Origin of the sequence: Phenylobacterium sp. RIFCSPHIGHO2_01_FULL_69_31 (assembly GCF_001824475.1) — a bacterium.
In the GTDB taxonomy this organism is placed as follows: Bacteria; Pseudomonadota; Alphaproteobacteria; order Caulobacterales; family Caulobacteraceae; genus Phenylobacterium.
Window position 1 is genome coordinate 206,414 of the sequence record NZ_MHXN01000031.1, and the last position, 25,442, is coordinate 231,855.

Consider the following 25,442-nt stretch of genomic DNA (forward strand, 5'->3'; position numbering starts at 1 on the left):
GGTTACACGCCGCGCGGGCCCCCGCGCTACAGCCCGGCGCCTTCCGGCAGCCCCAGCATCAGGTTCAGGTTCTGCACCGCCGCACCCGACGCCCCCTTGCCCAGATTGTCCAGCAGGGCCACCAGCCGCGCCTGCCCGCCATTGGCGCTGCCAAACACGAAGAGGCGCATACGGTTGGTCCCGTTCAGCGCTTCCGGATCCAGAGCCTGGACATATCCGCCCGCCCCGGCCCGCGCCTTCTGCAGTTCGGCGCATTCCGCGCCGCCCGCGACCTCGACGAACGTCTCGCCCGCATAGGCCGCCGCCAGCGCGACGTGCAGGTCCGCGGGCGATGGCTTGCCGGGCAGCGCCCAGAGCTGCAGCGGCACCTCCACGAACATCCCCTGGGCGTAACGCCCCACCGCGGGGGCGAACACCGGCGGATGGGCGAGGCCCGTGTGGATCTGCATCTCGGGCAGGTGCTTGTGCGCCAGGCTGAAGCCATAGGCGCGGAAGGCGTCGTTAGTCCCCGCCGCCGGGGCCTGGTCCTCGAACTCGCCGATGAGCCCCTTGCCGCCGCCGGAGTAGCCCGACACGGCATTCACGGTCAGCGGGAAGTCCGCTGGGATCAGGCCCGCGGCCACCAGCGGCCGCACGAGGCTGATGAAGCCCGTGGGGTAGCAGCCGGGGTTCGACACCCGGGTGGCCTTGCGGATGTCGTCCCGCTGCGTCGCCGACATCTCGGCGAAGCCATAGGTCCAGCCCGGCGCCGTCCGGAACGCCGTCGAGGCGTCCACCACCTTCACCCGGTTGGATGTGATCATGCCCACGGCCTCGCGCGAGGCGTCGTCGGGCAGGCACAGCACCACGGCGTCCGCCGCGTTCAGCAGTTCGGCGCGCGCGTCGGCGTCCTTGCGCCGGGCGGGGTCGATCGACAGCACCTCCAGGTCCGGGCGCTGGGCCAGCCGCTCTCGGATCTGCAGGCCGGTGGTGCCGGCTTCGCCGTCGATGAAGATGGTGTGGGTCATGGCCGCTTCCGTCCGGACGTTGGGCAAAGAAAAAGGGCGCTTCGGTCTCCCGAAGCGCCCTGATCCGTAAACGCGAGTAATCGCTGCGCGGATTAGCGCTTCGAGAACTGGAAGCTGCGTCGGGCCTTGGCCTTGCCGTACTTCTTCCGCTCCACGACGCGGGGGTCGCGGGTCAGCAGGCCGTGCGGCTTCAGCACGGCGCGCAGGCCGGGCTCGTAGTAGGTCAGGGCCTTGGAGATGGCGTGGCGAACGGCGCCGGCCTGACCCGAAAGGCCCGAGCCTTCCACGGTGCAGATGACGTCGAACTGGCCGGCGCGATCGGTCAGCTGCATGGGCTGGGCGATCATCATCCGCAGCACAGGGCGCGCGAAGTAGATCTCCTGGTCGCGGCCGTTGATGGTGATCTTGCCGCTGCCCGGCTTGATCCAGACGCGGGCCACGGCGTTCTTGCGCTTGCCGGTGGCGTAGGCGCGGCCCTGGCTGTCGATCTTGGGCTCGCGGACGATGGTCTCTTCCGCCTGGGTGCCCATGCCCTTCAGGGCGTCGAAGCCAGTGGCTTCCTGCGTGGTGGCTTCGCTCATTACGCGCTCCGCACGTTCTTGGCGTTCAGGTCGGCGAACGCGATGGTCTCGGGGTTCTGAGCGGCGTGCGGGTGCTCGGCGCTGTTGTAGATGCGCAGGTGCGTCATCTGCTTGCGGGCCAGCGGGCTTTCCTTGGGCAGCATGCGCTCGACGGCCTTTTCCAGGACGCGCTCGGGATACTTGCCCGCGAGGATCTGGGCCGGGGTGCGCTGCTTCACGCCGCCCGGGTGGCCGGTGTGCCAGTAGTAGACCTCGTCAGTGGCCTTCTTGCCCGTGAACTTCACCTTGTGGGCGTTCACGACGACGACGAAGTCGCCGCAGTCGACGTGCGGGGTGTAATCAGCGCGATGCTTGCCGCGAAGACGCATGGCGATGAACGAAGCCAGGCGGCCGACCACGGCGTCCTGGGCGTCGATCACGATCCACTTCTTCTCGACCTCGGCGGGCTTCAGCGAAGCCGTGGTGCTCTTCAGCATGAGGGACGATCCAATAGACTTAGCGGGTGCGCTGGAGGCGTCCCCGACGTGAGGCGCGGCATATGCCGGGGCAGGCGTCGAAAGTCAACCGCGCGATCGTCGCGCACATCTGTAAAAGCGCAACAACTACAATACGTTAACATATGCGGTAAAATGATACCGCGAATTTTTGCGCCTCAGACTCGCCGCACACGCCATCCGAACGCCACCGCCAGGCACAACACTACGGCCGCGGCCAGCTGGTGGACGATGCTCATCCCGAGGGGCGCGCGCATCATCAGGGTCGCGATCCCCAGGAGCGCCTGCAGCACGACCGCGCCGGCCGTCGCCACGGCCAGCAGCTTGGCCTCGCGCACCAGATAGTTCGACCGCCACGCCGCCAGCCCGATGGCCACCGCGACCAGGGTCAGCAGATAGCCGACCAGGCGGTGATGCAGCTGGACCGCCCCCTGGCTGTGCGCCAGCGTGGCCCAGAGCCCCTCGCCCACATAGTCGTCCGGGACCAGCGCGCCGTTCATCAGCGGCCAGTCGTTGTAGACGAGACCCGCGTCGTTCCCCGCCACCAGCGCCCCCAGCAGGATCTGCAGATAGATCAGGCCGATCAGCCACGAGGCCCGCCGTCCCCAGGGGCTGGGCAAGGTCTGCCGCGCCGCGCCGGCCCAGGCGTCCAGGGCCGTCCACAGGAGGAGGCCCAGCAGGGCGAACGCCAGGCCCAGGTGAACCATGAGCCGCTCCGGCGCCACCGAAACCCGCTCGGCCAGGCCGCTGGACACCATCCACCAGCCCACCGCGCCCTGCAGCCCGCCCAGGACGAAGATCCCCGCCAGGCGCAGGAACAGCCGCCGCGGCAGCTCGCGCCGGATCGCGAACCAGACGAACGGCACGAAGAAGACGAGGCCCAGCACCCGGCCCAGCAGCCGGTGCGACCACTCCCACCAATAGATGGTCTTGAAGTCCGACAGGCTCATCCCGGCGTTCAGCTGGCTGTACTGGGGGATCTGCTTGTAGAGGCCGAACTCGCGCTGCCAGTCGGCGTCGCTCAACGGCGGAATGGCGCCGGTCACCGGCTTCCACTGGGTGATCGACAGCCCCGAGTCGGTCAGGCGCGTCGCGCCGCCCACGATCACCATGCCGAGCACGAACGCGGCCACCACCAGCAGCCAGATGGCCACCGGTCTCGAACGGTCGGAACGCAGGAACGAAGTCATCAACGGGCGGTGGCGCAGCTTCTAGGCCGAACTTTGACGGGCTCTCTACCCGGCTTTCGCCCGGGCCTCCAGCGCTCTATGAGGCGACATGTCCCCGCGCCTGCGCAAGTTCATCGGCCTCATCGGCATCCTGGCGTTCTGCGGCGTCTATGTCGCCGTGGTCGCCACCCTCGGCGACTACGTCCCCGACCACTGGGCGATCCAGTTGCTCTACTACGGCGTCGCCGGCACCGCCTGGGGCGTGCCCCTGTTCCCGCTGATCCGGTGGATGAACCGCGAGCCCGGCCCCCGAGCCTGAACTTCGGCCTTGCCCTGATCCATCTATCCGCTAGAAGACGCGCCTCGCCGCCTGGCCCTTCGGAGCGTGGCGCAGCTTGGTAGCGCACTTGACTGGGGGTCAAGGGGTCGCAGGTTCAAATCCTGTCGCTCCGACCAGCGGCCGGCGGCGAGATTTCCCCACTATTCCTTGAGCAGTCCGTCCAGCCGGGCCTTGGCGGTTTCGAGGTCGCGAAGCGCGGCCAGCAGGGCCGAGGTGTCGCCGGCCGGCTTTGCGGGAACCGCGGCGGGCTTCGGCATCGCCGGCGCAGCCTTCTCCACCGAAGCCGGCGCGGGCGGCGGCACGCCCTCCCCCGCCGCCACGAGGTGCTTCAGCCCGTGCTCGCGGTGGAGCTTCTGGACGCCTTTGATGGTGTAACCCTGGTCGTGCAGCAGGTGGCGGACGCCGCGCAGCACGGCGATGTCCGCGGGGCGGTAGAACCTGCGCCCGCCGGCCCGCTTCATCGGCTTGATGAAGGTGAACTTGGTCTCCCAGAACCGCAGGACGTGCTGGGGCACGTGAAGCTCATCCGCCGCTTCGGAGATGGTGCGGAACGCTTCGGGCCCCTTGGCCATGGGCCTACGCGGCCGTCACCGCGAGAGGGCTCGGTCGACGCGCGCCTTCATCACCTGCGACGCACGGAAGCCGATGACCCGGCGCGGGTCGATCGCGGCCGGTTCCCCGGTCTTGGGGTTGCGGCCCATCCGGGCGCGCTTGGCCCGGACCTGGAACACGCCGAACCCGGAAAGCTTCACCTGCTCGCCGCGCTCCAGCGCCTGGCACATCAGTTCGAGGACGCGCTCAACCAGTTCGGAGCAATCCTGACGGGTGAGGCCCACCTGCTCGTGCACCGACTCGCACAGGTCTGCCCGCGTCACCGTCGCGCCCTTCATGATGGCCCTGGTCCCCACCGACATGTCGTTCATGAGTCTTGATTGTCCCATTGGCACAAAGACTTCAAGTCACGCTTTACAGCTTAAGCCTAACCGCCCGTCAAAGGCGCAGCACGCAGGCGCCCCAGGTCAGTCCGCCGCCCATCGCCTCCAGCAGCAGCAATTGGCCGGGCTTGATGCGACCGTCCTTCACGCCCTGGTCCAGCGCAAGGGGAATCGAGGCCGCCGAGGTGTTGGCGTGTTCGGCCACTGTCGAAATCACCTTGCTCTCGTCGATCCCCAGCCGCTTGGCGACGCCTTCGAGGATCCGCTGGTTAGCCTGGTGGGGAATGAACCAATCGACGCTGGAGACCTCGATCCCGGCATCCTCCGCCGCCGCGCGGACGGCCTCGGAGATGTTCACGACCGCGTGGCGGAACACCTGGTTGCCCTGCATGCGCAGATAGCCGGTCTGGCGGTTCGTCGAGACGCCGCCGTCCACATATAGCAGTTCCTGCTTGGTCCCGTCCGCCCGCAGCGCGAACCCCAGCAGCCCGCGGTCGGCGGTGGTCCCCTCACCCTCGCCCGGCTCCAGCACGACCGCCCCGGCTCCATCGCCGAACAGCACGCAGGTGCCGCGGTCGGTCCAGTCCATCAACCGCGTCATGGTCTCTGCGCCGATCACCAGGGCGCATTTCGACCGGTTGCGCGCCACGAAGCCGTCGGCCGTCGACAGGGCGTAGACGAAGCCCGAGCACACCGCCTGCACGTCGAAGGCGATGCCGATGGGGCAGCCCAGCTTGCGCTGCACGATGGTGGCGACGGCGGGGAAGGTGAGGTCCGGGGTGGTGGTGGCGACGATGATCAGGTCCACGTCGTCGGGCGTGCGGCCCGCGGCCTCCAGCGCCCGGCGGGCCGCGGCGACCGCGAGGTCCGAGACCGGCTGGTCGTCGGCCGCCTGCCGGCGCTGGCGGATGCCGGTCCGCTCGCGGATCCACTCGTCCGAGGTGTCGACGATCTTGGCGAGCTCGTCGTTGGTGACGATCCGGTCTGGGAGATAGCCGCCGACGCCGGTGACTACGGAACGCAGGACTTTTGACAATTCAGGCGGCTCCGTCCGCAGGTGCGGGGTTCGCCGGCGCGAGGGCGGCGGGAAGCCGCCTCATATTCCGTTCGATCTCCGAGGCAAACCCGCTTTGCGCCACATCGGCCGCCGCGCGGATCGCCTTGGCGAAGTCGCGGGCGTCGGCGCCCCCGTGGCACTTCAGCACCAGGCCGTTCAGGCCCAGCAGCGGCGCGGCCGGCGGCGGGCTCATCTTGTCGCGGAAACGGCGCAGCGCGGGCCGCGCAAGCAGATAGCCCAGCTTGCTCATCACGCCGGAGCTCAGCGCCAGCCGCAGTTCGTCGGACATGAACCGCGCCGCGCCCTCCATCGCCTTCAGAGCGACGTTGCCGGTGAAGCCGTCGGTCACCACCACGTCCACCGCCCCGTGGGTGATGTCGTCGCCCTCCACGAAGCCGCGGTAGTCCAGGTCGATCTTGCCTTCGCGCAGAATCCGGTGGGCCTCGCGGACCTCCTCGTGGCCCTTCATCTCCTCCGAGCCTACGTTCAGCAGACCGACGGTCGGCCGCGCCACGCCGTGAGCCGCGCGGTGATAGGCCTCACCCATGATGGCGAACTCCACCAGCCGCTCGGCGTCGCAGTCGACGTTCGCGCCGACGTCGAGGAAGGTGGTCACGCCTCGGGCGTGCGGGATGCTGGCGGTCAGGGCCGGGCGGTCCAGGTCGGCGCTCATCCGAAGGATCAGCTTCGAGATCGCCATCAGGGCGCCGGTGTTGCCGGCCGAGACCGCCACAGCCGCCTGCCCCTCGCGGATCGCCTCCACGGCGGCCCACATCGAGGTGCCCTTTCCCCGCCGCAGGGCCTGGGCGGGTTTCTCGTCCATGGCGATCACCCGCTCGGCGTGCCGCACCTCCAGCCGCGCTTCGGAAAGCTTGCAGCGGGCCATCTCGGCGCGAATCGCCGTCTCGTCGCCGTGGATCAGCAGACGGGCGTGCGGCGGCACGTCCTGGAGCGCGGCCGCGCAGGCCGGAACGACCACGGTCGGCCCGTTATCGCCGCCCATGGCGTCGACGGAAATCACCAGGGATTGGGTCAAATTGAGTGCTTTCGTCCCCTGGCGACCGGGAATGCCGATCGCGGTGATGCAGAGTATCCCGTTCTTACGCCGAACCGTTCCATACGCCGGCCGGCGACGGCCACGAACGGGATTCGGCGCGCGACCTTACTCCCGCGGATTGCGGACTGGAAACTAGGGCTTTGGTTCGGTGAGCTTCTTCAGCGCGGCGAAGGGCGAGGTCTCCTCCTCCGGCGGCTGGTAGTCGAACGTCGCCCCTGGCTTGCGCGGGAACGGGTCCAGCTCCAGCGCCAGATGCTCGACCACATAGCCAGCCACATCCACGGCGTCGGTCTCCAGCACGTCGGGGGCGTCCGGCGCGTCAGGGTCCAGCTCCAGCTCGCCGCCGTCGGAGGACGCCGCGTGCGGGCTGCCCGCCGACACGACGCGGACCTCGATCTCGCCCTCCAGCGACTGTTCGAACGGGTCCAGCGTCACCCCGCACACCTGTTCGACGACGGCATGGAACCGGCCGGTGATCTCCGCCCCGTCCAGCCACGGCTTCACGATCACTCGCGCGGAGAGCGACGGCAGGCTCTTGAGCCCAAGCCGCTTGGCAACCGCGGCGCGTTCGGCGGCGTCCGGCTCCAGGGTCAGGCGCACCGGCCCGCGGCCGAGCTCGTGCAGCTTCACCGGCTTGTCCCAGCTCACAGGGGCCTCCACGTCACCTCGCCGGCGTTCAGCCGGTCCAGTTCCTGGGCGGCCAGGGCCTCGCGCTGGGCGATCACATAGTCCGCCAGCCGGGGGGCGCTCGCCGCGTCGGCCTTGGCGTAGACGGTGCGCGCCAGCACGTCCTCCAGCGCCGCCCGATCCGGCAGGGCCGCCAGCGCCGCCTCGAAGGAATGGACGCGCCCATAGAAGGCCTCGCCCAGCTTGCGCATCCGCTTGCCCACCGACAGATCGCCGACCCCCAGCTCGCGCAGCCCATGGTCCAGGCCGCTCAGATAGGTGTCGAACAGCACCTGGGCCGTGTCGGCCGCCTGCGCGCCTTGCCCCTTCAGCCGCTCGAGCAGCAGGTAGGTGTGGAGGCTGTAGACCTCGAACCGGCCCTCAGGCGTGTCGGGTGCGCCGAGGTCGGCGTAGAGGGCTGGCGTCCGCGACTGGGCCACGACGCGCGCATACAGTTCCTGCCCCGCGACTTGCGTCGGCCTCGGCTTGAACAGGCGCTTCAGCATGGAATGGCCTCGATTTCGCCCGAAGGCGTGGCTAAAGGCGGCATTGAACTAAGGGGCGGCCGGCGATAGGTCAAAGGCTCTCGCCCGATTGGCGTCCAGAAACGAGTCCTGATGTCCCGCAAAGCCGTCCTCGCCGCTCTCGCCGTCGCCACCCTGGCCGGCGCCGGGCTTTCGGCCTGCTCGCCGATCACCAGCTACTCCGGTTTCCAGGCCATCGACAGCGACCCAAAGGACGTCAAGGTCGGCACGGACACCAAGTCCACCGTCCGCGCAAAGCTGGGCTCGCCCTCGGTGCAGTCCACCTTCGATCCGAACGTCTGGTTCTATGTGAACCAGGTCAAGGAGCGCGTCGCCTTCCGCAGGCCGCGGGTCACCGCCCGCAACGTCACCGCTATCCAGTTCAACAAGGACAGCGAGATGGTGGAGACGGTCAACGTCTACACCCTGAAAGACGGCAAGGTGATCGCCTACAACAACCGCGAGACGCCGACCCGCGGTCGCGAGATGACCGTGCTCGAACAGCTGCTCGGCAGCGTCGGTCGCGGCAGCATGCTCCCGCAAGACGACGAGGGCGTCCCCGGCAACCGCCCGGGCGACCGCCGCTAGGCCATCGCGGCCGAAGGGCTACTCGCGCTTCTTCTTCCCGTCGGGACCGAACACGCTGCTCGGCTTGTAGGGCTGATACGGCTTGAAGGGCTCTGCCTTGGGCGTCGCGGGTGGGCCATAGGTCCTGGCCGTCGTCGGCCCGGTGTAGGCGGGGGCAGAAGGTGCGGCCGGGACGCCGTAGCCCGGCGATGGTCGGGGCGTGGGGGTGGTCACGGTAGGTCCACGTTGGCCCCAGGGCTTCTTCGGCTGAGCGGATCCGAACTCCGCCGCGGCCGGTCCCGCGGCCAGCGCCACGGCTGCGAACACTGCGATCTTCAGCTTCATGGCGCCCTCTCACGTTCCAAGCGCAATTCTACGACGCACAACCCTTAAGAATTCGCGTCAAGGCTGCGGCGCATCCAGCCGAATGCCGTTGCGCACCGCCTCGCACATGGCGTCGATGGCATCGCCCGACATGGCGTCGCGAGGGCGCCAGTCCGGCCTGTCGGCCGTGCGCTCTCCGATCTGGTCGGTCAGGTTGTTGCGAGCGTAGAGGGTCATGGACAGGATGGCGTATCGCTGGCCGGGACAGTCGACCGCCCATCGCGCCACGGCCGAGCGCATGACCCGGCCGTCCAGCTCGACGGGCTCGAAGAACTCCTGTCGCAGATCGCCTTCGACCACTCCGTCCGGCCGCAGGGCCGCCCCTTCCGGGCTGGCGAGGATCATGCCCGTCGCGTCGAACCCCAGCAGAGGCCAGTCCTCCACCCCCGTCAGATGCGCCTGGGCCCAGGCCACCAGTTCCGGCACGGTGGCAGGCCGGGCCGCCCACGCGCCGGAGGCCGCCGCGCACGCTCCGGCCAGCGCCAGCGCCGCCGTCCTCACAGGTCCTCGACGAAGACCACGCCGGGCGCTGTCTTGATGGCGCCGCGTACGGCCCCATCCAGGGTGAAGCGGCCCGGAAGCTTCAGCTCCACCTCGCGGCCGCCGTCCAGCCCGGCCACCAGCACGATCTCGCCGCCGCGCGCGTTGGTCACGCCCTCTAGCCGCCGCTTGAGCGCTTCGATCTCGGCGCTCCGGGGGGCCACGTGCACGCGCAGCCCGGCCACCACGTTCTCAACCGCCTTCTCGACCGGCTCCACGCTCTCGCCGAAGAACCGCACCTCGCCCTCGCTGGCCTTGCAGCGCACGCGGATCGAGACGGCCTTGCCGGGCTCCAACTGGTCGCGGCACTTCTTCAGCGACTCCGGTGGGAACAGCACTTCGTACTCGCCCGTGGGGTCGGAGAAGGTGACGAAGGCGAACTTCTCGCCCGAGCGGGACGGCCGCTCCTGCTTGCGGCGGATCACGCCCGCCATGCGCAGCGCCTCGGCCCCGGCCACGGCCTTGGCGATGGCGTCGGTCAGCAGGTCGGTGCGCTTGCGCCGCAACGCCTCGACCAAGTCGTCCAGCGGATGGCCCGACAGGTAGAAGCCCACCGCCGACAACTCCTCGTCGAGGCGCTCGGTCGGTGTCCACGGATCGCGCCGGGGCATCTTGCGCTCGACCGCATGACGCGCGTCGTTCTTGTCGGAGGCGAAGAAGTCGGCCTGCTCGGACGTCTCGCGTGCATTCACTCCCTGGCCGTGGGCGATCAGATGGTCGGCCGCCTCGACCAGTTGGGCCCGGTTCTCGTGGATCGCGTCGAAGGCGCCGGCGCGCGCCAGGGTCTCGAACGTCCGCTTGTTGACCTGCCGGGGATCGACCCGCTCCACGAAGTCGAAGATATCGGTGAACGGCCCGCCTTCGCGCCGCACCTGCACCACGTGCTCCATGGCCTGCATCCCGACGTTGCGGATGGCCCCCAGGGCGTAGAGCACCTCACCCGCCTCGACCTCAAAGTCCGCCGAGGAGCGGTTCACGCACGGCGGGCGGATCTTCACCCCGAAGCGCTTGGCGTCCTGGTAGAATACCGACAGCTTGTCGGTGTTGGCGATATCGAGGCTCATGGAGGCGGCGAAGAACTCGACCGGCGCATTCGCCTTCAGCCAGGCGGTCTGGTAGCTCACCACGGCGTAGGCGGCCGCGTGGCTCTTGTTGAAGCCGTAGCCCGCGAACTTGTCGACGAGGTCGAAGATCGCTCCCGACTGGGCGGCGGGCACGCCCTTGGCCTCCGCGCCTGAGATGAACCGCGCGCGCTGGAGGTCCATCTCCTCCTTCTTCTTCTTGCCCATGGCGCGGCGCAGGAGGTCGGCTTCGCCCAGGCTGTAGCCCGCCAGGATCTGGGCGATCTGCATCACCTGCTCCTGGTAGACGATGATGCCGTAGGTCTCCCGCAGCACGCCCTCCAGTGTCGGGTGCAGGAAGTCGATGGGCTTGCGGCCGAACTTGCAGTCGATGAACGCCGGGATGTTGTCCATCGGGCCGGGACGGTACAGCGCGCCCACGGCGGTCACGTCCTCGATCGAACCCGGGCGAAGCTGGCGCAGGGTATCGCGCATCCCCTGCCCTTCCAGCTGGAAGACCCCGATGGTGAGCGCGTTGCTCATCAGCTCGTAGGTCTTCTCGTCATCCAGCGGCAGCGCGGCCATGTCGACCGCCGCCCCGCGCTTTTCGAGATACTTCACCGCCCGATCGATCACGGTCAGCGTCTTCAGGCCCAGGAAGTCGAACTTCACCAGCCCCGCGCTCTCGACCCACTTCATGTTGAACTGGGTGGCCGGCAGCTCGGAACGCGGATCTCGGTAGAGCGGCGTCAGCCGGGTTAGGGGCCGGTCGCCGATCACCACCCCCGCGGCGTGGGTCGAGGCGTTGCGGTAGAGCCCCTCCAGCTCAAGCGCGATGTCCAGCAGCCGCGCCACGGCCTCGTCCCGCCGGCGCTCCTCCTGCAGCCGCGGCTCCATCTCGATGGCCTGGGCCAGGGTCACCGGGTTCGCCGGGTTCGCCGGCACCATCTTGGCCAGCCGGTCCACGTGTCCGAGCGGCAGTTGCAGCACCCGCCCGACGTCCCGCAGCACGGCGCGCGCCTGCAGGGTGCCGAAGGTGATGATCTGCGCCACCTTGTCCCGGCCGTAGCGCTGCTGGACGTAGGAGATCACCTCCTCCCGCCGCTCCTGGCAGAAGTCGATGTCGAAGTCGGGCATCGAGACCCGCTCGGGGTTCAGGAAGCGCTCGAACAGCAGGCCATAGCGCAGCGGATCGAGGTCGGTGATGGTCAGCGAATAGGCCACCAGGGAGCCGGCGCCCGAACCCCGTCCGGGCCCCACGGGGATCCCCCGCGCCTTGGCCCACTTGATGAAGTCCGACACGATCAGAAAGTAGCCGGGGAACCCCATCTGGGTGATCACCTGGATCTCGCGCTCCAGGCGGGCCTCATAGTCCTCCACGGGGAAGACGTTGGCCTGGCCCTTGGCCATCCGCGCCTTCAACCCCTCGCGCGCCTGCTGCGCTAGTTCGTCCGCCTCGGACCGCTCGCCCTCGGTGAACCGCGGGAGCAACGGATCGCGCTTGCTGACCATGAAGGCGCAGCGCCGGGCGATATCGAGGGTGTTGTCGCAGGCCTCCGGCAGGTCGGCGAACAGCGCCCGCATCTCGGCGGCCGACTTGAAGCCGTGCTCGGGGGTCACCCGGCGCCGCTCGTCCTGGCCCACGAAGCTGCCGTCGGCGATGCAGAGCAGCACGTCGTGCGCGGCATAGGCCTTGGCGTTCTTGAAATAGACGTCGTTGGTGGCGACCAGCGGCACGTCCTCGTCATAGGCGAACGCCACCAGTTCGCCCTCGGCCGCAGCTTCGGCGGCCGCGCCGTGCCGCTGCAGCTCGACATAGAAGCGGTCGCCGAAGGCCCGCTTCATCTCCGCCAGGGCCGCGCGGCCCTCCTTGACCTTTCCGGCCGCGAACAGATGGTCCACCGGCCCGTCCGGGCCCCCGGAGAGCAGGATCAGCCCGTCCGAGAACTGGCAGACCTTCTCCCAGGGCACATGCGGCTCCTCGCTGGCCTCAATGTCCAGGTAGGCGAACGAGGAGAGGTCGCAGAGGTTGAGGTAGCCCTGCTCGCTCTGGGCCAGCAGCATGATGGTGGGCGTCTTGGCCCACCGTTCCGGCAGGGCCTCGCCGATCCCGCTCACCGGCAAGGCGCAACCGATGATCGGCTGCACGCCCTCGCCCTTTGTGACGACGGAGAACTCGAGGGCGCCGAACAGGTTGGCCCGGTCCGCGATCGCGACGGCGGGCATGTGGTCCGCCTTGGCCAAGGCGCCGATCTTGTCGGCCTTGATGGCTCCTTCCAGCAGCGAATAGGCGGAGCGGACCCTCAGGTGGACGAAGCCTTCACTACCGCCCTGCACCTGCGCCATCTCCCCCATTCGCATGGCGATCAGCCCATCAGGCCGGCCACCGAGCAGACCATCCAGACAAAACTCGCCACCGACGCAAACGCCAGCGATTCCCGGGCCAGACGAACCATCTTCGCCAATCCTCTTGTTGAGCGCCTGTGGAGAACCTGTGGCGCGTTCCGTATTCGTTCTTATTCCTCTTTTGTTCTCATCGTCAAGCGGGCAGCTGCGGCGCATCCCCAGGTGCGAAAACACAAAGGCCCCGGAGATCACTCTCCGGGGCCTCGCTGAAGTCTCAGGTGCGTGGCTGTTAGCCGACCACCCCATGAGCCAGGATCGCCAGCAGCAGCAGCGCCACGATGTTGGTGATCTTGATCATCGGGTTCACGGCGGGGCCCGCCGTGTCCTTGTAGGGATCGCCGACGGTGTCGCCGGTGACGGCGGCCTTGTGAGCCTCCGACCCCTTACCGCCGTAGTGACCCTCCTCGATCAGCTTCTTGGCATTGTCCCATGCGCCGCCGCCCGAGGTCATCGAGATGGCGACGAACAGGCCGGTGACGATGACGCCCATCAGCATCGCGCCCAGGGACGCGAAGCCGTTCACCTTGCCGGCGATCGAGGTGATCACGAAGAACAGCACGATCGGCGAGACGACCGGCAGCAGCGACGGGACGATCATCTCCTTGATGGCCGCGGACGTCAGGATGCCGACGGCCCGGCCGTACTCCGGCTTGACCTCGCCGGTCATGATCCCGGGGTTCTCCCGGAACTGGCGACGGACCTCTTCGACGACGGACTCAGCGGCCCGGCCGACGGCCGTCATCGACATGCCGCCGAACAGGAAGGGCAGCAGCCCGCCGAACAGCAGGCCGACGACGACGTACGGGTTGGAGAGGTCGAAGGCGACCGCGCCCAGCCCTTCGAAGTAGGACCCGGGTTCCGCATTGGCCGCGAAGTACTTCAGGTCCTCGGTATAGGCGGCGAAGAGCACCAGGGCGCCCAGGCCGGCCGATCCAATGGCGTAGCCCTTGGTGACCGCCTTGGTGGTGTTGCCCACCGCGTCCAGCGCATCGGTGGTCACGCGGACCTCCGGCGGCAGGCCGGCCATCTCCGCGATGCCGCCGGCGTTGTCCGTGACCGGGCCGAAGGCGTCGAGGGCCACGATGAAGCCGGCAAGCGACAGCATCGAGGTGGTGGCGATGGCGATGCCGAATAGCCCCGCCAGGTTATAGGTGACGATGATGCCGGCGATGATCACGATCGCGGGCGCAGCGGTGGACTCCAGGCTCATGGCGAGGCCCTGGATCACGTTGGTGCCGTGGCCCGACACCGAAGCCTTGGCCACCGACTTCACCGGCCGGAAGCCCGTCCCGGTGTAGTACTCGGTGATCACGACGATCAGGGCGGTCACCACCAAGCCGGCGATGCCGCAGTAGAAGAGTTCATTGGCGCCGAAGGTCGTGTCGCCCACCGTCACGGTGGTGGTGACGAGGCTGTTGATCACCCACCAGAGTGCGCCCACCGACAGGATGCCGGTGACGATCAGGCCCTGATAGAGCGCGCCCATGATGTTCTGGGACTTGCCCAGACGCACGGCGAAGGTGCCGATGATCGAGGTGACGATGCAGACGCCGCAGATGGCCAGCGGGAGCAGCATCATGTTGGACACTTCCGGCAGGCCGCGGAAGAAGATCGCCGCCAGGACCATGGTGGCGACCGTGGTCACCGCATAGGTCTCGAACAGGTCAGCCGCCATGCCGGCGCAGTCGCCGACGTTGTCGCCCACGTTGTCGGCGATGGTGGCGGCGTTGCGCGGGTCGTCCTCGGGGATGCCGGCCTCGACCTTGCCGACCATGTCGCCGCCGACGTCAGCGCCCTTGGTGAAGATGCCGCCGCCCAGACGGGCGAAGATCGAGATCAGCGAGGCGCCGAAGCCGAGCGCCACCAGGCTGTCCACCACCTCGCGGCTGGTGTTCTCGAGCGCCATGGGGCCCGTCAGGACGTAGTAGTAGCCGGCGACCCCGATGAGGGCGAAGCCCGCCACCAGCATGCCGGTGATGGCGCCCGAGCGGAAGGCCAGCGAGAGGCCCTTGGCCAGGCTCTCGGACGCAGCTTGGGCGGTGCGCACGTTCGCGCGGACCGAGATCAGCATGCCGGCGAAGCCCGCGAGGCCGGAGAGGATGGCGCCGATGGCGAAGCCGATGGCCGCCTTGGGGCCGATCAGCACGCCCACGAGTATCAGGATCACCACGCCGACGATGCCGATCGCGGTGTACTGCTTGTTCAGATACGCCTGCGCGCCTTCCTGGATGGCGGCGGCGATCTCCTGCATCCGGGCGTTGCCCGGCGAGGCCTTCAGGAGCGAAAGGGTCTGGACGACGCCGTAAAGCACCGCCAGCGCTCCTGCGCCGATCACCAACAGTAGAACGGAACTCATAGTCGATAGCCCCTTTGCGATTTGATCGCGGGGGTGACCGGCGGCCGCCTCTTACGGGCGTGCGTCCGGTTGGCTCCCATCCCCCGACGCGTTTCCCCAAGTGGTTTCCCAGAGGCGCGTGGATGCGCCCGTGGAAAGACCGGGGAGCGTACTCAGGTTTTTAACGGCGGTGCAACCGGCGACGCCGGGACGGCTCACGCAGAGGCAGGATGGATCAGCCGCGCAGCTGGCCGATGCGCCGCCGCGGCGCCTGGGAGGTGACGACCACGGAGCGGATCTGGCCGGGCCCGGCGATCGCCGCAGCCTCGCGGGCCAGCGCCGCTGTCAGGCGGGGCGTGTCCACCTGCGAAAGGTCGGCGGGGTTGGTGAAGGGCGTGCGATGCCCGGCGCGGACCAGAGCGTCCCGGAAGAATGGCTCCTTCTCCCGCAACCGCGCCGCGTTGGCGCCGCCCGTCAGGTTGATGCGCACGTAGACGAAGACATAGTTGACCAAGAGGCCCTTGTTCACGATCGGCAGCGCCACCGGCTGCAGGTCGACGTACTGGCCAACGTCGCCCTTGCCCTCCTTCTTGGGCTCCGCGGCCTGGGCCGTCGTGGCGGCCAGGCCGATGGCTACGGCGATGAGGGCGCGGCGAATCATGGGGCCAGGATGTCCTCAACCCCTTGCCGCAAGGTTGAGAGACGCAGCGATCACCGGACGTTGCGTGGCGGCGGTCGCAGAACGGTGATAGCTTCACAGCAATGACATAGGGAGGACTACGGAGCATGTCTCCGACCCGTCGCCACGCCGCCCTCGGCCTGCTGGCCGCCGGCGGCACGGCCCTGCCCGCGGCGCGAGCCCTGGCGCAGGACAACGCCGCCCCGCCCCAGATCGAGCTGCCCGACGAGGACCATCCGCCCACCGCGCTCGACACCACCAAGGGCCGCTACGAGCACATGCTCGCCCCGGTGCTCATCAACGACCAGGGCCCGTTCAACTTCCTGCTCGACACCGGCGCCAACGTCAGTTGCGTCTCGCACAGCCTGATGGAACGGCTGGACCTGAAGTCGGCGGAGACTGCGCGGGTGCACACGGTGGTGGGTGTCCGTCATCGGCCGATCGTAACCCTCGACCGCCTGCGGGTCGGCCCCCGTGACCGCCGCAGGGTCCGGGCGCCCGCCCTGCCCATCAAGGGATCGGATGTCGACGGCATCCTGGGGGTCGACTGGCTGAAAGGCCAAAGACTGACCCTGGACTTCAAGAACAGCCGGATGGAGATCACACGCTCGCAGCAGGACCAGGGCGAGCCGGGGCGCGTGGTGATCGTGCCGGCGCGCCGGCGCCACGGCCAGCTCACCATCGTGGACGCCGACCTCAGCGGGAAGCGGATCAGCGCCATCATCGACTCCGGCGCCCAGGGCACACTGTGCAACCGCAAGCTCCGCGACCTGGTTCGCGCCCAGGAGGCCCGGCGCGGGCCGCCCGAGCCGCTCAGGATGGTCCGCATGGAATCCCTCGCGGGCGAGAGTTTCGAGGGCGAGGCGGTGTTCCTGCCGTTCCTGCGGCTCGGCGGCCTGCACCTCGGCAACGTGCCGGTGACCTATGCCGACATGCACGTCTTCGACATCTGGGGCCTGAAGGACAGCCCCGCGCTGGTCATCGGCATGGACCTCCTGGCCCAGTTCGACCAGGTCGCGCTGGACTTCGGCCGTTCGCAGGTGCGGTTCGACTTCGTCTAGTCGGGGTGATCCGCAGCGCTGGCAGGCGCCACGTGGGGTGGGAATCGCGCGCCAATGGGGTCGAACTTGGCCCGAGCCCGATCCAGCCGTCCGCGCAGGTCAGCCAGCGCGTCTCGGTGAAGGCTGGCGACGCTGTAGTTCTCGCCAGGGTCGGCAACCATGTCGAACAGGAGCGGGAGCCGATCGAGGGGAATGTCGTAGGTGCGATAGTACGACCGGGCCACTAGCTTCCAGCGCGCGGTGCGGACGGCGGCGACATGCGTGTTGTCGAACAGCAGAATCTCGTCGTGAGGCGAGCCCCTGCCCGTCATGAGCATCTCGGAGATGTCCTTCCCGTCCAGCTCGACGTGGAGCTGCGGCGCTCCGGTCCAGCTGAGGATGGTCGGGAGCAGGTCCAGGTTCGACGACAGGCCGGTGGCTACGAGTCCGGCCGGAATGCGGCCCGGCTGACGCGCGATGAAAGGCACACGGAAGCCACCGTCCCATGCCGAACCCCCTTTGCGGTCACGGAACGGCCCCGAGGAGCCCTCGAACCAGGGCCCATTGTCCGAGGTGAAGACCACCAGCGTGTCCTCATCGAGCCCCAGGGCCTTCAGCCGCTCAATTAGCCGGCCGACGTTGACGTCGATCTCTTCGACCACCTCGCCATAGGCGCCGGCAGGCGAGCCGGTCGTATCGTCCGGGTTGGGAACCAGGGGGATGTGAGGCGCCGTCAGCGCCAGCATGACGAAGAAGGGGCGGTCGCGATTGGCTTCGGCGAAGGCCAGTGTCCGCGCAAAGAACCCTTCCGTCAGCTTCGCGAACTCGACCTTGCCCTCGTCTCGCTCCACATGGTCGCCCTGCGCCTCGTAGAGCGATAGCGGCCGCATGTCGTGGCTGTACGGCAGGCCTTGGAAGACATCGAAGCCATAGCTGGTTGGCGGCCAGTGCGGGGCGACATGGCCCAGGTGCCACTTGCCGATCAGCGCAGTCGCGTAGTCGGGCTTGAGCGCTTGCGGGATCGTGACTTCCGAGAGCGGCAAGCCAGTCGTGTCCGCCGGTTGGATGACCTCGTGGGCGAGACCGGATCGAATGGCATAGCGGCCGGTCAGCAGGCCGGCGCGCGACGGGGTGCAAACGTTCGCCGAAGCATAGAAGTCGGTGAAGCGGACGCCCTCGGTCGCCATGCGGTCGAGATGCGGCGTCCGAATATGCTTGCCGCCGTCGCAACCGATATCGCCGTAGCCGAGGTCGTCGGCCAGGATGACGATGATGTTCGGCCTTCGCATCGGTCCCTCCCGTTTCGGCGAGCCTAGCGCGGATCAGCCGTGCCGCCAGCCGCCGGCGCCGGGATCGACGACGCGGCCCGCGGCCCGGACCTCCACGCCCTCACCTTCGCGCACCTCGCCGATCACGGTGAAGCCGGGGGGTTTCCGCACGCCCGAGGCCATGGTGCAGACCACCTCGTAGTCGTCGCCGCCGGTTCCCAGCCGCAGGAGGCTGGCGCCCACGTCGGCCTGCCGCTCGAGCCAGGTCGCCGCCGCGCCGGACAGCGGGAGGCGATCCAGGTCGATCAGCAGGCCCACACCGCTGGCCTCGGCGATGTGGCGGGCGTCGGCCACCAAGCCGTCCGAGACGTCGGCCGCCGCCGTGGCGTGCCGGCGAAGCGTCTCGCGCAGGTCTACCCGCGGCTCCGGCATCCGGTAGCGGTAGGCCAGGCGGCCGTCGGCATCCTCGATCTGCCCTTTCACCGCGGCCAGGCCCAGGGTCGCATCGCCGATCGTGCCGCTGACCAGCAGCTTGTCGCCCGGCCGTGCGCCGGCCCGGCGGACCATCCGCCCCGCCGGGACCCAGCCCATGGCGGTCAAGGTGCAGGTGAACGGGCCCGAGGTGCTCACGGTGTCGCCGCCCAGCAGATCGATGCCGAACGCCTCCAGGTCTGCGGCCAGGCCCATGGCGAACAGTTCGCGGTCGCGGCCGGCGAAGCCCTGCGGCCAGGCCACGGCGAGGAAGGCGGCAAAGGGCTCGGCTGCCTTGGCCGCGAGGTCCGACACGTTTACCCGCACCAGCTTCCGCGCCACCAGCTCCGGCGCCTCGCCCTCCGGGAAATGCACGCCCTCGACGATGGCGTCCTTGGTCACCACCAGGTCGAAGCCGGGCCGCTGGGGAATGACCGCCGCATCGTCACGAAGTTCGAACGCCCCCGGCGCGCCGCGGGTCAGCGGCCGGAAGAGCCGGTCGATCTCGCCGAACTCGTCCAGCCCCTTGGGTGGGGTCTCAGGCGCCGGCCCGGACATCCCGCGCCACGCCGTCCAGGGCGCCGTTCACGAACCCGGGCTCGGTGCCCTCGAAGAAGCTCTTGGCCACCTCGACATACTCGTCGATGGCGACCTCGGTGGGCACGTCCGGCCGGTTGGCGAGTTCGTACGTACCAGCGCGTAGGATGGCCCGGACGGTGGCGTCCAGACGCTCCAGCCGCCAGTTTTCTGCCAGACGCTTGGCGATCGCGGCGTCCACCCGCTTCTGCTCGGCCACGACGCCGCGCACCAGTTCGGCGAAGAACGCCTCGTCGGGCGAGGCCAGGGTGTCGCCCTCCCCCTCGACGCCTTCCAGAGCGCGGTCGAAGCGGTGGTCGGTGAACTCCCGGATCACGCTCTCGACGCCGATGGAGGAGACCTCCATCTGATAGAGGGCCTGGACGGCAGCGAGCCGCGCGACCGAGCGGGACGCATGGGCGCTCATCGATTGGCGCCCGACAGTTGGTGCTTCAGCTCGATCATGGTCAGGGCCGCGCGGGCCGCGCCGCCCCCCTTGTCGCCCTCGCTGACCCGCGCCCGCGCCCACGCCTGCTCGTCATCCTCGGTGGTCAGCACGCCGTTGCCGATGCAGAGCTTCTTGCTCACCGTCAGGTCCATGATCCCGCGGGCGCTCTCGTTCGAGACGATCTCGAAGTGGTAGGTCTCGCCCCGGATCACGCAGCCGAGGGCCACATAGCCGTCGTAGCGCTTGCCGGCGGGGCGGTGGCCGCCCTCCTCGGCAAAGGCGATGGCGCCGGGGATCTCCAGCGCGCCGGGCACCGTCACGATGTCGTATTCCGCCCCATAGGCGCTCAGCGCCTGGGTCGCGCCCTCCAGCAGGGCGTCGGCCAGGCCGTCGTAAAAGCGCGCCTCGACAATGAGGATGCGGATCGGCTCGTCGCTCATGGATGGTCCTTCGGGGTCTTGAGCGGAAGCCTTTAGGCCGTTTCGCGCCAGCGGGCGAGATACCGCGCCAGCATGTCGATCTCCAGGTTGACGCGGCTGCCGACCTGCAGGGTCCCCAGGGTCGTGACCTCCCAGGTGTGAGGGATCAGGTTCACGCCGAAGACGTCGTCCTCCACCTCGTTGACGGTCAGGGACACCCCCTCGACGGTGATCGACCCCTTCGGCGCGATGTAGCGGTGCAGCGGCCTTGGGACGCGGACCTTGACCCGGTGCGAGCCGCCGTCGCTCTCGATGGAGACCACCTCGCCGACGCCGTCCACGTGGCCCGAGACGATATGGCCGCCCAGCTCGTCGCCGACGCGGGCGGCGCGCTCCAGGTTGACGGGGCGGCCCTCCTGCCAGTCCGACAGGGTCGTCAACGACAGGGTCTCGCCCGAGACCTCCACCGCGAACCAGCCCTCGCCCTTCTCCACCACGGTCAGGCAGCAGCCGGCGTGGCTGATGGAGGCGCCGATATCGACGGTCGAGAGGTCGAACCGCGTCTCGATCTCGAACCGGCGGTCGCGGTTGGTGTCGCGGACGGCGCGTACGCGCCCCACGTCGGTGACGATGCCGGTGAACATTCAGCCCCTCGCGTAGCGTTCCCAGAGGTCGTCGCCCAGGGCGGTCACCTCCACGCGCCGGAAATGGGGCGCCTCGGCCAGTGCCGCAACCGCCAGGGCGCCGACGGCGGGCCGCCCCTCGCCACCGATGAGGATGGGGGCGCGGAACCACTCGATGGTGTCAACCAGACCGCAGCGCAGGAAACTGCCCGCCACCTGGCCGCCGCCCTCGACGAAGAGGTCGGACAATCCCTCGGCGGCTAGGGCCTGAACCACGGTCTTGAGCTCGGGCCGGTCTTCCCCCACGGCGCGCACGGTCAGGACCTTCACCCCGGCGGCCAGGAGCGCCGGGTTCGGATCTTCGGTGGCGATAACGTAGGTCGGCACATCGCGCGCGGTCCTCACCAGCTTGCAGTCGGGCGTCAGCCGCTGGCGGCTGTCCAGCACCACGCGCGCGGGCTGTCGGCCGTTGTAGCCTGGGAGACGGACGGTGAGTTCGGGATCGTCGGCCAGGGCGGTCTCGATGCCGACCAGCACGGCGTCATGCGCCGCCCGCAGGCGATGCACCTGCTCGCGGCTCTGCGCACCGGTGATCCAGCGGCTCTCGCCGGCCGCCGTAGCGATGCGACCGTCCAGGGACGTGGCGAGCTTGAGGGTGACGCTCATCGGCGGTTCTTACGGGCCGGGGAGGCCTCGCGTCCACTCAGTCGAGACGCCAAGATTGGGCCACGGCTCCAGCAGACCTCGCCCCGGCTGAGTCACATCTGGGGACGAAACAGTTTCGTTCAAGAATTGGCAGACGGGCTTTTATGCGCAGGTTGTGACGCCCTCAATGTTCGCGGAGGGATGGAATGCGGGTGCTGCTGTCTACCTTTGGATCGCGGGGGGATGTCGAGCCTATGGCCGCCCTCGCAGCTCAGCTTCGGGCGATGGGCGCCGAGCCGATCGTCTGCGCCCCGCCGGATCCCGAGTTCGCAGAGCTGGTCTCCCGGGCCGGTGGAACCCTCGCGCCGGCCTACACCCCAGTTCGGCAGTTCGTGGCGGACGCGTTGACCAATCGCCCGCCCATGACCCTGCCCGAACGCGCCGCCCTGGTGCTGAAGGCGCAGCACGAGGCCATCTCAGCCGCGGCGGAGGGGTGCGATGCGGTCCTCGCCGCAGGGCTTTTCCCCTCGACGGCGGCCGCGAGGTGCGTCGCGGAGGCGCGGGGCCTCCCTTACGTCTACGCAACCTATTGCCCGATCTACCTGCCGTCCGAGCACCATCGGCCCTCCGCCTATCCGGGACATCCGGTCCCCGCAGAGGAGACCGACAACCGCGTCCTGTGGGACCGTGACGTGGAGACCATGGCGGCCGTGTTCGGCGAGGCCTGGAACGAGCTTCGCGCCTCCATCGGCCTGCCCGCGGCGCAGAATGTGCGCGACGAGGTCTTCACCGCCAGTCCTTGGCTCGCGTCCGACCCGGCGCTGAGCCCCTGGCGTTCGACGCAACTCCGCGACGTCTTGCAGACGGGCGCGTGGATCCTGCCGGATGATCGGCCGCTGCCGGCGGACCTGGAAACGTTCCTGACGGCCGGCGCCCCGCCCGTCTATGTGGGCTTCGGAAGCATTCCGCTGGAGGCGCTCAAGGAAGCCAGCCGCATCGCTATCCGGGCCGCCCGCGCACAGGGGCGGCGCGTGTTGCTCTCGCATGGCTGGGCCGGCCTCGCGCTCGAAGACCAGGGTGGCGATTGCTTCGCGGTTGGGGAGGTCAACCAGCAGGCGCTGTTTCCCCGCGTGGCCGCTGTCGTCCATCACGGCGGCGCCGGGACCACAACCACGGCCGCTCGGGCCGGCGCACCGCAGGTGATCGTGCCGCAGATCGGAGATCAGCCCTACTGGGCCGGGCGGGTCGCCGCCCTCGGCGTCGGCGCCGCCCACGATGGGCCCGCCCCCACGGCCGAGTCATTCATGGCGGCGCTGGGCATAGCCCTCGGCGATGACGTGCGTCGCCGCGCCACGGCTGTTGCGCGGGAGGTTCGGACGGACGGCGCGGCTGTGGCGGCGCGGAAGCTGCTCGAGCTCTTCGGGTGACCGAGGTCGCCCGTTAGCGCTCGTCGGCGGCGGCTTCGCTCAGGCCTTCCTCGCCGAGGAAGCGGGCGAAGTCGTCGGTTTCCTTGAAGTCGCGGTAGACCGAGGCGTAGCGGACGTAGGCCACGTCATCGAGCTGCTTCAGGTGCTTCATGATCAGCTCGCCGATCGTGGAGGACGGCAGTTCGGTCTCGCCCATGCTCTCGAGCTGGCGGGTGATGGTGGAGATCATCCGCTCGACCCGCTCGGGCTCCACGGGACGCTTGCGCAGGGCCACCGAGAGCGACCGGGCCAGCTTGTCGCGATCGAACGGCGCGCGCCGGCCCGATCGCTTGAGGATGGTCAGCTCACGCAGCTGAACCCGCTCGAAGGTCGTGAAGCGGCCCTCGCACGCCGGGCACAACCGGCGACGACGGATGGCCGCACCGTCTTCCGACGGTCGGCTGTCCTTTACCTGGGTTTCGTCGTGGCCGCAGAACGGGCAGCGCATATCTAGCCCCCTTCCCGGCCACTTAACGCTATTAGGCGTATATGGGGAAGCGTTTGGTCAGGGCTACCACCTCGCCGCGCACCTTCTGTTCCACGGCGGTGGAGTCCTCGCCCGTTGACACGGCGTCCAGGACTTCGCCGATCCACGTGCCCACCTGACGGAACTCGGCGGGGCCGAAGCCCCGGGTCGTGCCGGCCGGCGTGCCGACGCGCAGGCCGGAGGTCTGCATCGGCGGCAGCGGGTCGCCGGGGATGGAGTTCTTGTTGGTGGTGATGCCGGCGCGCTCCAGGGCGATCTCGGCCTGCGCTCCCGAGACGTTCTTGGGCGTCAGGTCCACAAGCATCAGGTGGCTGTCGGTGCCGTTCGACACGATCTTGAAGCCCACGCTCTGCAGGCTGTCGGCCAACGCCCGGGCGTTCTCGATCACCTGCTTGGCATAGGTCTTGAACTCGGGCCGGAGGGCCTCGCCGAACGCTACGGCCTTGGCCGCGATCACGTGCATCAGCGGGCCGCCCTGGAGGCCCGGGAACACCGCGCTGTTGATCTTGCCGGCCAGCTTCTTGTCGTTGGTCAGGATCAGGCCGCCGCGCGGGCCGCGCAGGGTCTTGTGCGTGGTGGTCGTCACGATGTGGGCATGCGGGAACGGATTCGGATACTCGCCTGCCACGATCAGGCCGGCGTAGTGGGCCACGTCGCACATGAGCACCGCGCCCACCTCGTCGGCGATCTCACGGAACTTCGCGAAGTCGATGTGTCGCGAATAGGCCGAGCCGCCGGCGATGATCACCTTGGGCTGGTTGGCGCGCGCCACCTCGGCCGCCTCGTCGTAGTCGATCAGGTGGTCCTGGGCGCGCACCCCATAGGCCACGGGGCTGAACCACTTGCCCGACTGGTTGACGCTCTTGCCGTGCGTCAGGTGGCCGCCGTGGTCCAGGTTCATGCCCATGAAGGTGTCGCCCGGCTTCATGGTGACCATGAACACAGCCTGGTTCGCCTGGCTGCCCGAGTGCGGCTGCACGTTGGCGTAATCGCAGCCGAAGAGCTCCTTGGCCCGCTCGATGGCCAGGGTCTCGGCCTCGTCCACCACCTCGCAGCCGCCGTAGTAGCGCTTGCCGGGGTAGCCCTCGGCGTACTTGTTGGTCAGGACCGAGCCCTGGGCCTCCAGCACCGCCTTCGAGACGATGTTTTCGGAGGCGATCAACTCGATCTGTTCCTGCTGGCGCTTCAGCTCCCCGTCCAGGATCGCGGCGATCGCCGGATCGGCCTTGGCGACGCCGGCCTGAAAGAAGTCGTCTTTGGAGAGCTGGGTTTGCACATGCAGGTTCAAGGGCAAGACCTTTCGTGGGCACGCGCTGATCCCGAGGGCGCGCGAGTCTGGCGGCGGCGAAGGCGCCTCCTTTACTCCCGAACGCACGCCCCTCCAACCGGGCCGCTATCCAGTAATTCTGGGAACCGTTCGCAATTCCCACGCGTTCACCGGCAAAGGCCGGAACGCGTCACGCCGCGTCCACGGCCGTTCCAGCGTGTCGAGAAGAGGTGGTCATGAGCGTAGGACCCGATTCCGAGGGACCCTCGGGCGAAGAACTGATGCGCCTGGGCGCAGGGATCGTCTCGGCCTACGTCAGCCGCAACGCCGTCACCGCCGACGCCGTGCCGGACATCATCCGCACGGTCCACCAAGCCTTGACCCAGCTCACCGGCGCCGCGCCGCCGGCGCAGCCGGAGGAGCGTCCCAAGCCGGCCGTGTCGATCGGCCGCTCGGTGCAGCACGACTACATCGTCTGCCTCGAGGACGGGAAGCGGCTGAAGATGCTGAAGCGCTACCTGCGGTCGCGCTACAACATGAGCCCGGACGACTATCGCCGTCGGTGGGGCCTGGCGCCCGATTACCCGATGGTGGCGCCGGCTTACGCCGCCCGGCGCTCGGACTTCGCCAAGCAGATCGGCCTGGGCCGCGGCGTGCGGCGGCGGAAGTAGGCCGGCCTGAGAGCGCCCCTGCAGGGCAAGGGCGCTCGGGACCGGTCCAGATGTCGGGCTGTTGAACGACCGGCCCTGATCGCGAGTAGGCGCTGATTTGCGCACGCTGGCGTTGTGCCAAGGCGCCGCAGCGCGGTTTGTCGCACCGCGCCCGCCGACCTGAGCCGCCTCAGGCGGCGTAGCCGCCGATGCGCTTGACGTTGCAGCGGGCCCAGAGGGCGTCGAGGGCCTCGGTGAGGTCGTCCATCATGCCGTCGGT

29 protein-coding genes and 1 tRNA gene are annotated in these 25,442 nt (G+C 68.9%); 6 read left to right on the forward strand and 24 right to left on the reverse strand.

What is annotated here, in order from left to right:
* Window positions 1-26: 26 nt before the first annotated feature.
* From argC to A2790_RS16490, 4 genes are all read right to left on the reverse strand, one after another.
* A complete protein-coding gene (gene argC, locus A2790_RS16475) occupies window positions 27-1,007 on the reverse strand; it encodes an N-acetyl-gamma-glutamyl-phosphate reductase (protein WP_293393727.1) in 981 nt (326 codons plus the stop codon).
* Between the two features lie 92 nt (window positions 1,008-1,099).
* Window positions 1,100-1,537 carry a 30S ribosomal protein S9 gene (gene rpsI, locus A2790_RS16480; protein WP_293393781.1) on the reverse strand — a complete coding sequence of 146 codons (438 nt, stop codon included), beginning with the start codon at window positions 1,535-1,537 and terminating at the stop codon, window positions 1,100-1,102.
* 50 nt (window positions 1,538-1,587) lie between these two features.
* On the reverse strand, window positions 1,588-2,061 hold the full coding sequence (rplM, locus tag A2790_RS16485) for a 50S ribosomal protein L13 (protein ID WP_082765233.1): 474 nt from the start codon (window positions 2,059-2,061) through the stop codon (window positions 1,588-1,590).
* A gap of 179 nt (window positions 2,062-2,240) precedes the next feature.
* On the reverse strand, window positions 2,241-3,272 hold the full coding sequence (locus A2790_RS16490; protein WP_293393729.1) for a COX15/CtaA family protein: 1,032 nt from the start codon (window positions 3,270-3,272) through the stop codon (window positions 2,241-2,243).
* A gap of 88 nt (window positions 3,273-3,360) precedes the next feature.
* Here A2790_RS16490 and A2790_RS16495 point away from each other — a divergent pair, with 88 nt between their 5' ends.
* Window positions 3,361-3,570, forward strand: coding sequence for a DUF2842 domain-containing protein (locus A2790_RS16495; protein WP_293393731.1), 210 nt, complete (start codon window positions 3,361-3,363; stop codon window positions 3,568-3,570).
* 60 nt (window positions 3,571-3,630) lie between these two features.
* Window positions 3,631-3,707 (forward strand) — tRNA-Pro (locus tag A2790_RS16500).
* 24 nt (window positions 3,708-3,731) lie between these two features.
* On the opposite strand, the gene A2790_RS16505 is transcribed toward A2790_RS16500, so the two are convergent.
* From A2790_RS16505 to A2790_RS16530, 6 genes are all read right to left on the reverse strand, one after another.
* The gene (locus tag A2790_RS16505; protein WP_293393733.1) at window positions 3,732-4,163 is read right to left on the reverse strand and encodes a MerR family transcriptional regulator; all 432 of its coding nucleotides are present in this window, start codon (window positions 4,161-4,163) and stop codon (window positions 3,732-3,734) included.
* 15 nt (window positions 4,164-4,178) lie between these two features.
* Window positions 4,179-4,481, reverse strand: coding sequence for an integration host factor subunit alpha (locus A2790_RS16510; protein WP_068876961.1), 303 nt, complete (start codon window positions 4,479-4,481; stop codon window positions 4,179-4,181).
* A gap of 100 nt (window positions 4,482-4,581) precedes the next feature.
* Window positions 4,582-5,562, reverse strand: a complete 981-nt coding sequence (locus A2790_RS16515) for a beta-ketoacyl-ACP synthase III (protein ID WP_293393735.1) — start codon at window positions 5,560-5,562, stop codon at window positions 4,582-4,584.
* A gap of 1 nt (window position 5,563) precedes the next feature.
* Window positions 5,564-6,619 carry a phosphate acyltransferase PlsX gene (plsX, locus tag A2790_RS16520; RefSeq protein ID WP_293393737.1) on the reverse strand — a complete coding sequence of 352 codons (1,056 nt, stop codon included), beginning with the start codon at window positions 6,617-6,619 and terminating at the stop codon, window positions 5,564-5,566.
* 153 nt (window positions 6,620-6,772) lie between these two features.
* Window positions 6,773-7,288, reverse strand: coding sequence for a DUF177 domain-containing protein (locus A2790_RS16525; RefSeq protein WP_293393739.1), 516 nt, complete (start codon window positions 7,286-7,288; stop codon window positions 6,773-6,775).
* Window positions 7,285-7,812, reverse strand: coding sequence for a ubiquinol-cytochrome C chaperone family protein (locus A2790_RS16530; protein ID WP_293393741.1), 528 nt, complete (start codon window positions 7,810-7,812; stop codon window positions 7,285-7,287). The genes A2790_RS16525 and A2790_RS16530 overlap by 4 nt, the downstream gene beginning before the upstream one ends.
* Window positions 7,813-7,923: 111 nt before the next feature.
* Between A2790_RS16530 and bamE the strand changes: the two genes are divergently transcribed.
* Window positions 7,924-8,418, forward strand: coding sequence for an outer membrane protein assembly factor BamE (bamE, locus tag A2790_RS16535; RefSeq protein ID WP_293393743.1), 495 nt, complete (start codon window positions 7,924-7,926; stop codon window positions 8,416-8,418).
* Between the two features lie 18 nt (window positions 8,419-8,436).
* On the opposite strand, the gene A2790_RS16540 is transcribed toward bamE, so the two are convergent.
* The 6 genes from A2790_RS16540 to A2790_RS16565 all read right to left on the reverse strand — a co-directional run bounded on the left by A2790_RS16540 (window position 8,437) and on the right by A2790_RS16565 (window position 15,784).
* Entirely contained in the window at window positions 8,437-8,742 is a 306-nt protein-coding gene (locus A2790_RS16540; protein ID WP_293393745.1) for a hypothetical protein, read from the reverse strand.
* A 57-nt stretch (window positions 8,743-8,799) separates the two neighbouring features.
* The gene (locus A2790_RS16545) at window positions 8,800-9,282 is read right to left on the reverse strand and encodes a surface-adhesin E family protein (protein ID WP_293393747.1); all 483 of its coding nucleotides are present in this window, start codon (window positions 9,280-9,282) and stop codon (window positions 8,800-8,802) included.
* Window positions 9,279-12,728, reverse strand: coding sequence for a DNA polymerase III subunit alpha (gene dnaE, locus A2790_RS16550; protein ID WP_293393784.1), 3,450 nt, complete (start codon window positions 12,726-12,728; stop codon window positions 9,279-9,281). The genes A2790_RS16545 and dnaE overlap by 4 nt, the downstream gene beginning before the upstream one ends.
* A 20-nt stretch (window positions 12,729-12,748) precedes the next feature.
* A complete protein-coding gene (gene sidA, locus A2790_RS16555; protein WP_068878982.1) occupies window positions 12,749-12,838 on the reverse strand; it encodes a cell division inhibitor SidA in 90 nt (29 codons plus the stop codon).
* Between the two features lie 179 nt (window positions 12,839-13,017).
* Window positions 13,018-15,144: a sodium-translocating pyrophosphatase gene (locus tag A2790_RS16560; protein ID WP_293393749.1), complete on the reverse strand. Its 2,127-nt coding sequence runs from the start codon at window positions 15,142-15,144 to the stop codon at window positions 13,018-13,020.
* 214 nt (window positions 15,145-15,358) lie between these two features.
* On the reverse strand, window positions 15,359-15,784 hold the full coding sequence (locus A2790_RS16565; RefSeq protein WP_293393751.1) for a hypothetical protein: 426 nt from the start codon (window positions 15,782-15,784) through the stop codon (window positions 15,359-15,361).
* A 125-nt stretch (window positions 15,785-15,909) separates the two neighbouring features.
* Here A2790_RS16565 and A2790_RS16570 point away from each other — a divergent pair, with 125 nt between their 5' ends.
* On the forward strand, window positions 15,910-16,863 hold the full coding sequence (locus A2790_RS16570) for a retroviral-like aspartic protease family protein (RefSeq protein WP_293393753.1): 954 nt from the start codon (window positions 15,910-15,912) through the stop codon (window positions 16,861-16,863).
* Here the strand turns inward: A2790_RS16570 and A2790_RS16575 are convergent.
* Genes A2790_RS16575 through A2790_RS16600 form a run of 6 tightly spaced genes read right to left on the reverse strand, consistent with a single transcriptional unit; the run spans window position 16,860 to window position 21,313 of the window.
* The gene (locus A2790_RS16575) at window positions 16,860-18,131 is read right to left on the reverse strand and encodes a sulfatase (protein WP_293393755.1); all 1,272 of its coding nucleotides are present in this window, start codon (window positions 18,129-18,131) and stop codon (window positions 16,860-16,862) included. The two genes, A2790_RS16570 and A2790_RS16575, sit on opposite strands and share 4 nt — an antisense overlap.
* 33 nt (window positions 18,132-18,164) lie before the next feature.
* A complete protein-coding gene (gene thiL / locus A2790_RS16580) occupies window positions 18,165-19,139 on the reverse strand; it encodes a thiamine-phosphate kinase (protein ID WP_293393757.1) in 975 nt (324 codons plus the stop codon).
* Window positions 19,120-19,584 (reverse strand): transcription antitermination factor NusB, encoded by a 465-nt coding sequence (gene nusB, locus A2790_RS16585; protein WP_293393759.1) that lies wholly within the window; start codon window positions 19,582-19,584, stop codon window positions 19,120-19,122. The genes thiL and nusB overlap by 20 nt, the downstream gene beginning before the upstream one ends.
* Window positions 19,581-20,045 carry a 6,7-dimethyl-8-ribityllumazine synthase gene (locus A2790_RS16590; protein WP_293393760.1) on the reverse strand — a complete coding sequence of 155 codons (465 nt, stop codon included), beginning with the start codon at window positions 20,043-20,045 and terminating at the stop codon, window positions 19,581-19,583. Before A2790_RS16590 ends, nusB begins: the two co-directional genes overlap by 4 nt.
* Before the next feature lie 32 nt (window positions 20,046-20,077).
* A complete protein-coding gene (locus A2790_RS16595; RefSeq protein WP_293393762.1) occupies window positions 20,078-20,668 on the reverse strand; it encodes a riboflavin synthase in 591 nt (196 codons plus the stop codon).
* Window positions 20,669-21,313, reverse strand: a complete 645-nt coding sequence (locus A2790_RS16600) for a RibD family protein (RefSeq protein WP_293393764.1) — start codon at window positions 21,311-21,313, stop codon at window positions 20,669-20,671.
* A gap of 233 nt (window positions 21,314-21,546) precedes the next feature.
* Here A2790_RS16600 and A2790_RS16605 point away from each other — a divergent pair, with 233 nt between their 5' ends.
* Window positions 21,547-22,719, forward strand: a complete 1,173-nt coding sequence (locus tag A2790_RS16605; RefSeq protein WP_293393766.1) for a glycosyltransferase — start codon at window positions 21,547-21,549, stop codon at window positions 22,717-22,719.
* 13 nt (window positions 22,720-22,732) lie between these two features.
* Here A2790_RS16605 and nrdR read toward each other — a convergent pair whose 3' ends face one another.
* Both nrdR and glyA read right to left on the reverse strand, forming a co-directional pair.
* Window positions 22,733-23,206 (reverse strand): transcriptional regulator NrdR, encoded by a 474-nt coding sequence (gene nrdR, locus A2790_RS16610; RefSeq protein ID WP_068876973.1) that lies wholly within the window; start codon window positions 23,204-23,206, stop codon window positions 22,733-22,735.
* 31 nt (window positions 23,207-23,237) lie between these two features.
* Window positions 23,238-24,527: a serine hydroxymethyltransferase gene (gene glyA, locus A2790_RS16615; RefSeq protein WP_293393786.1), complete on the reverse strand. Its 1,290-nt coding sequence runs from the start codon at window positions 24,525-24,527 to the stop codon at window positions 23,238-23,240.
* Window positions 24,528-24,748: 221 nt separating this feature from the next.
* On the opposite strand from glyA, the gene A2790_RS16620 reads away from it, so the two are divergent.
* On the forward strand, window positions 24,749-25,183 hold the full coding sequence (locus tag A2790_RS16620) for a MucR family transcriptional regulator (RefSeq protein ID WP_293393769.1): 435 nt from the start codon (window positions 24,749-24,751) through the stop codon (window positions 25,181-25,183).
* The last annotated feature ends 259 nt before the right edge of the window (window positions 25,184-25,442 follow it).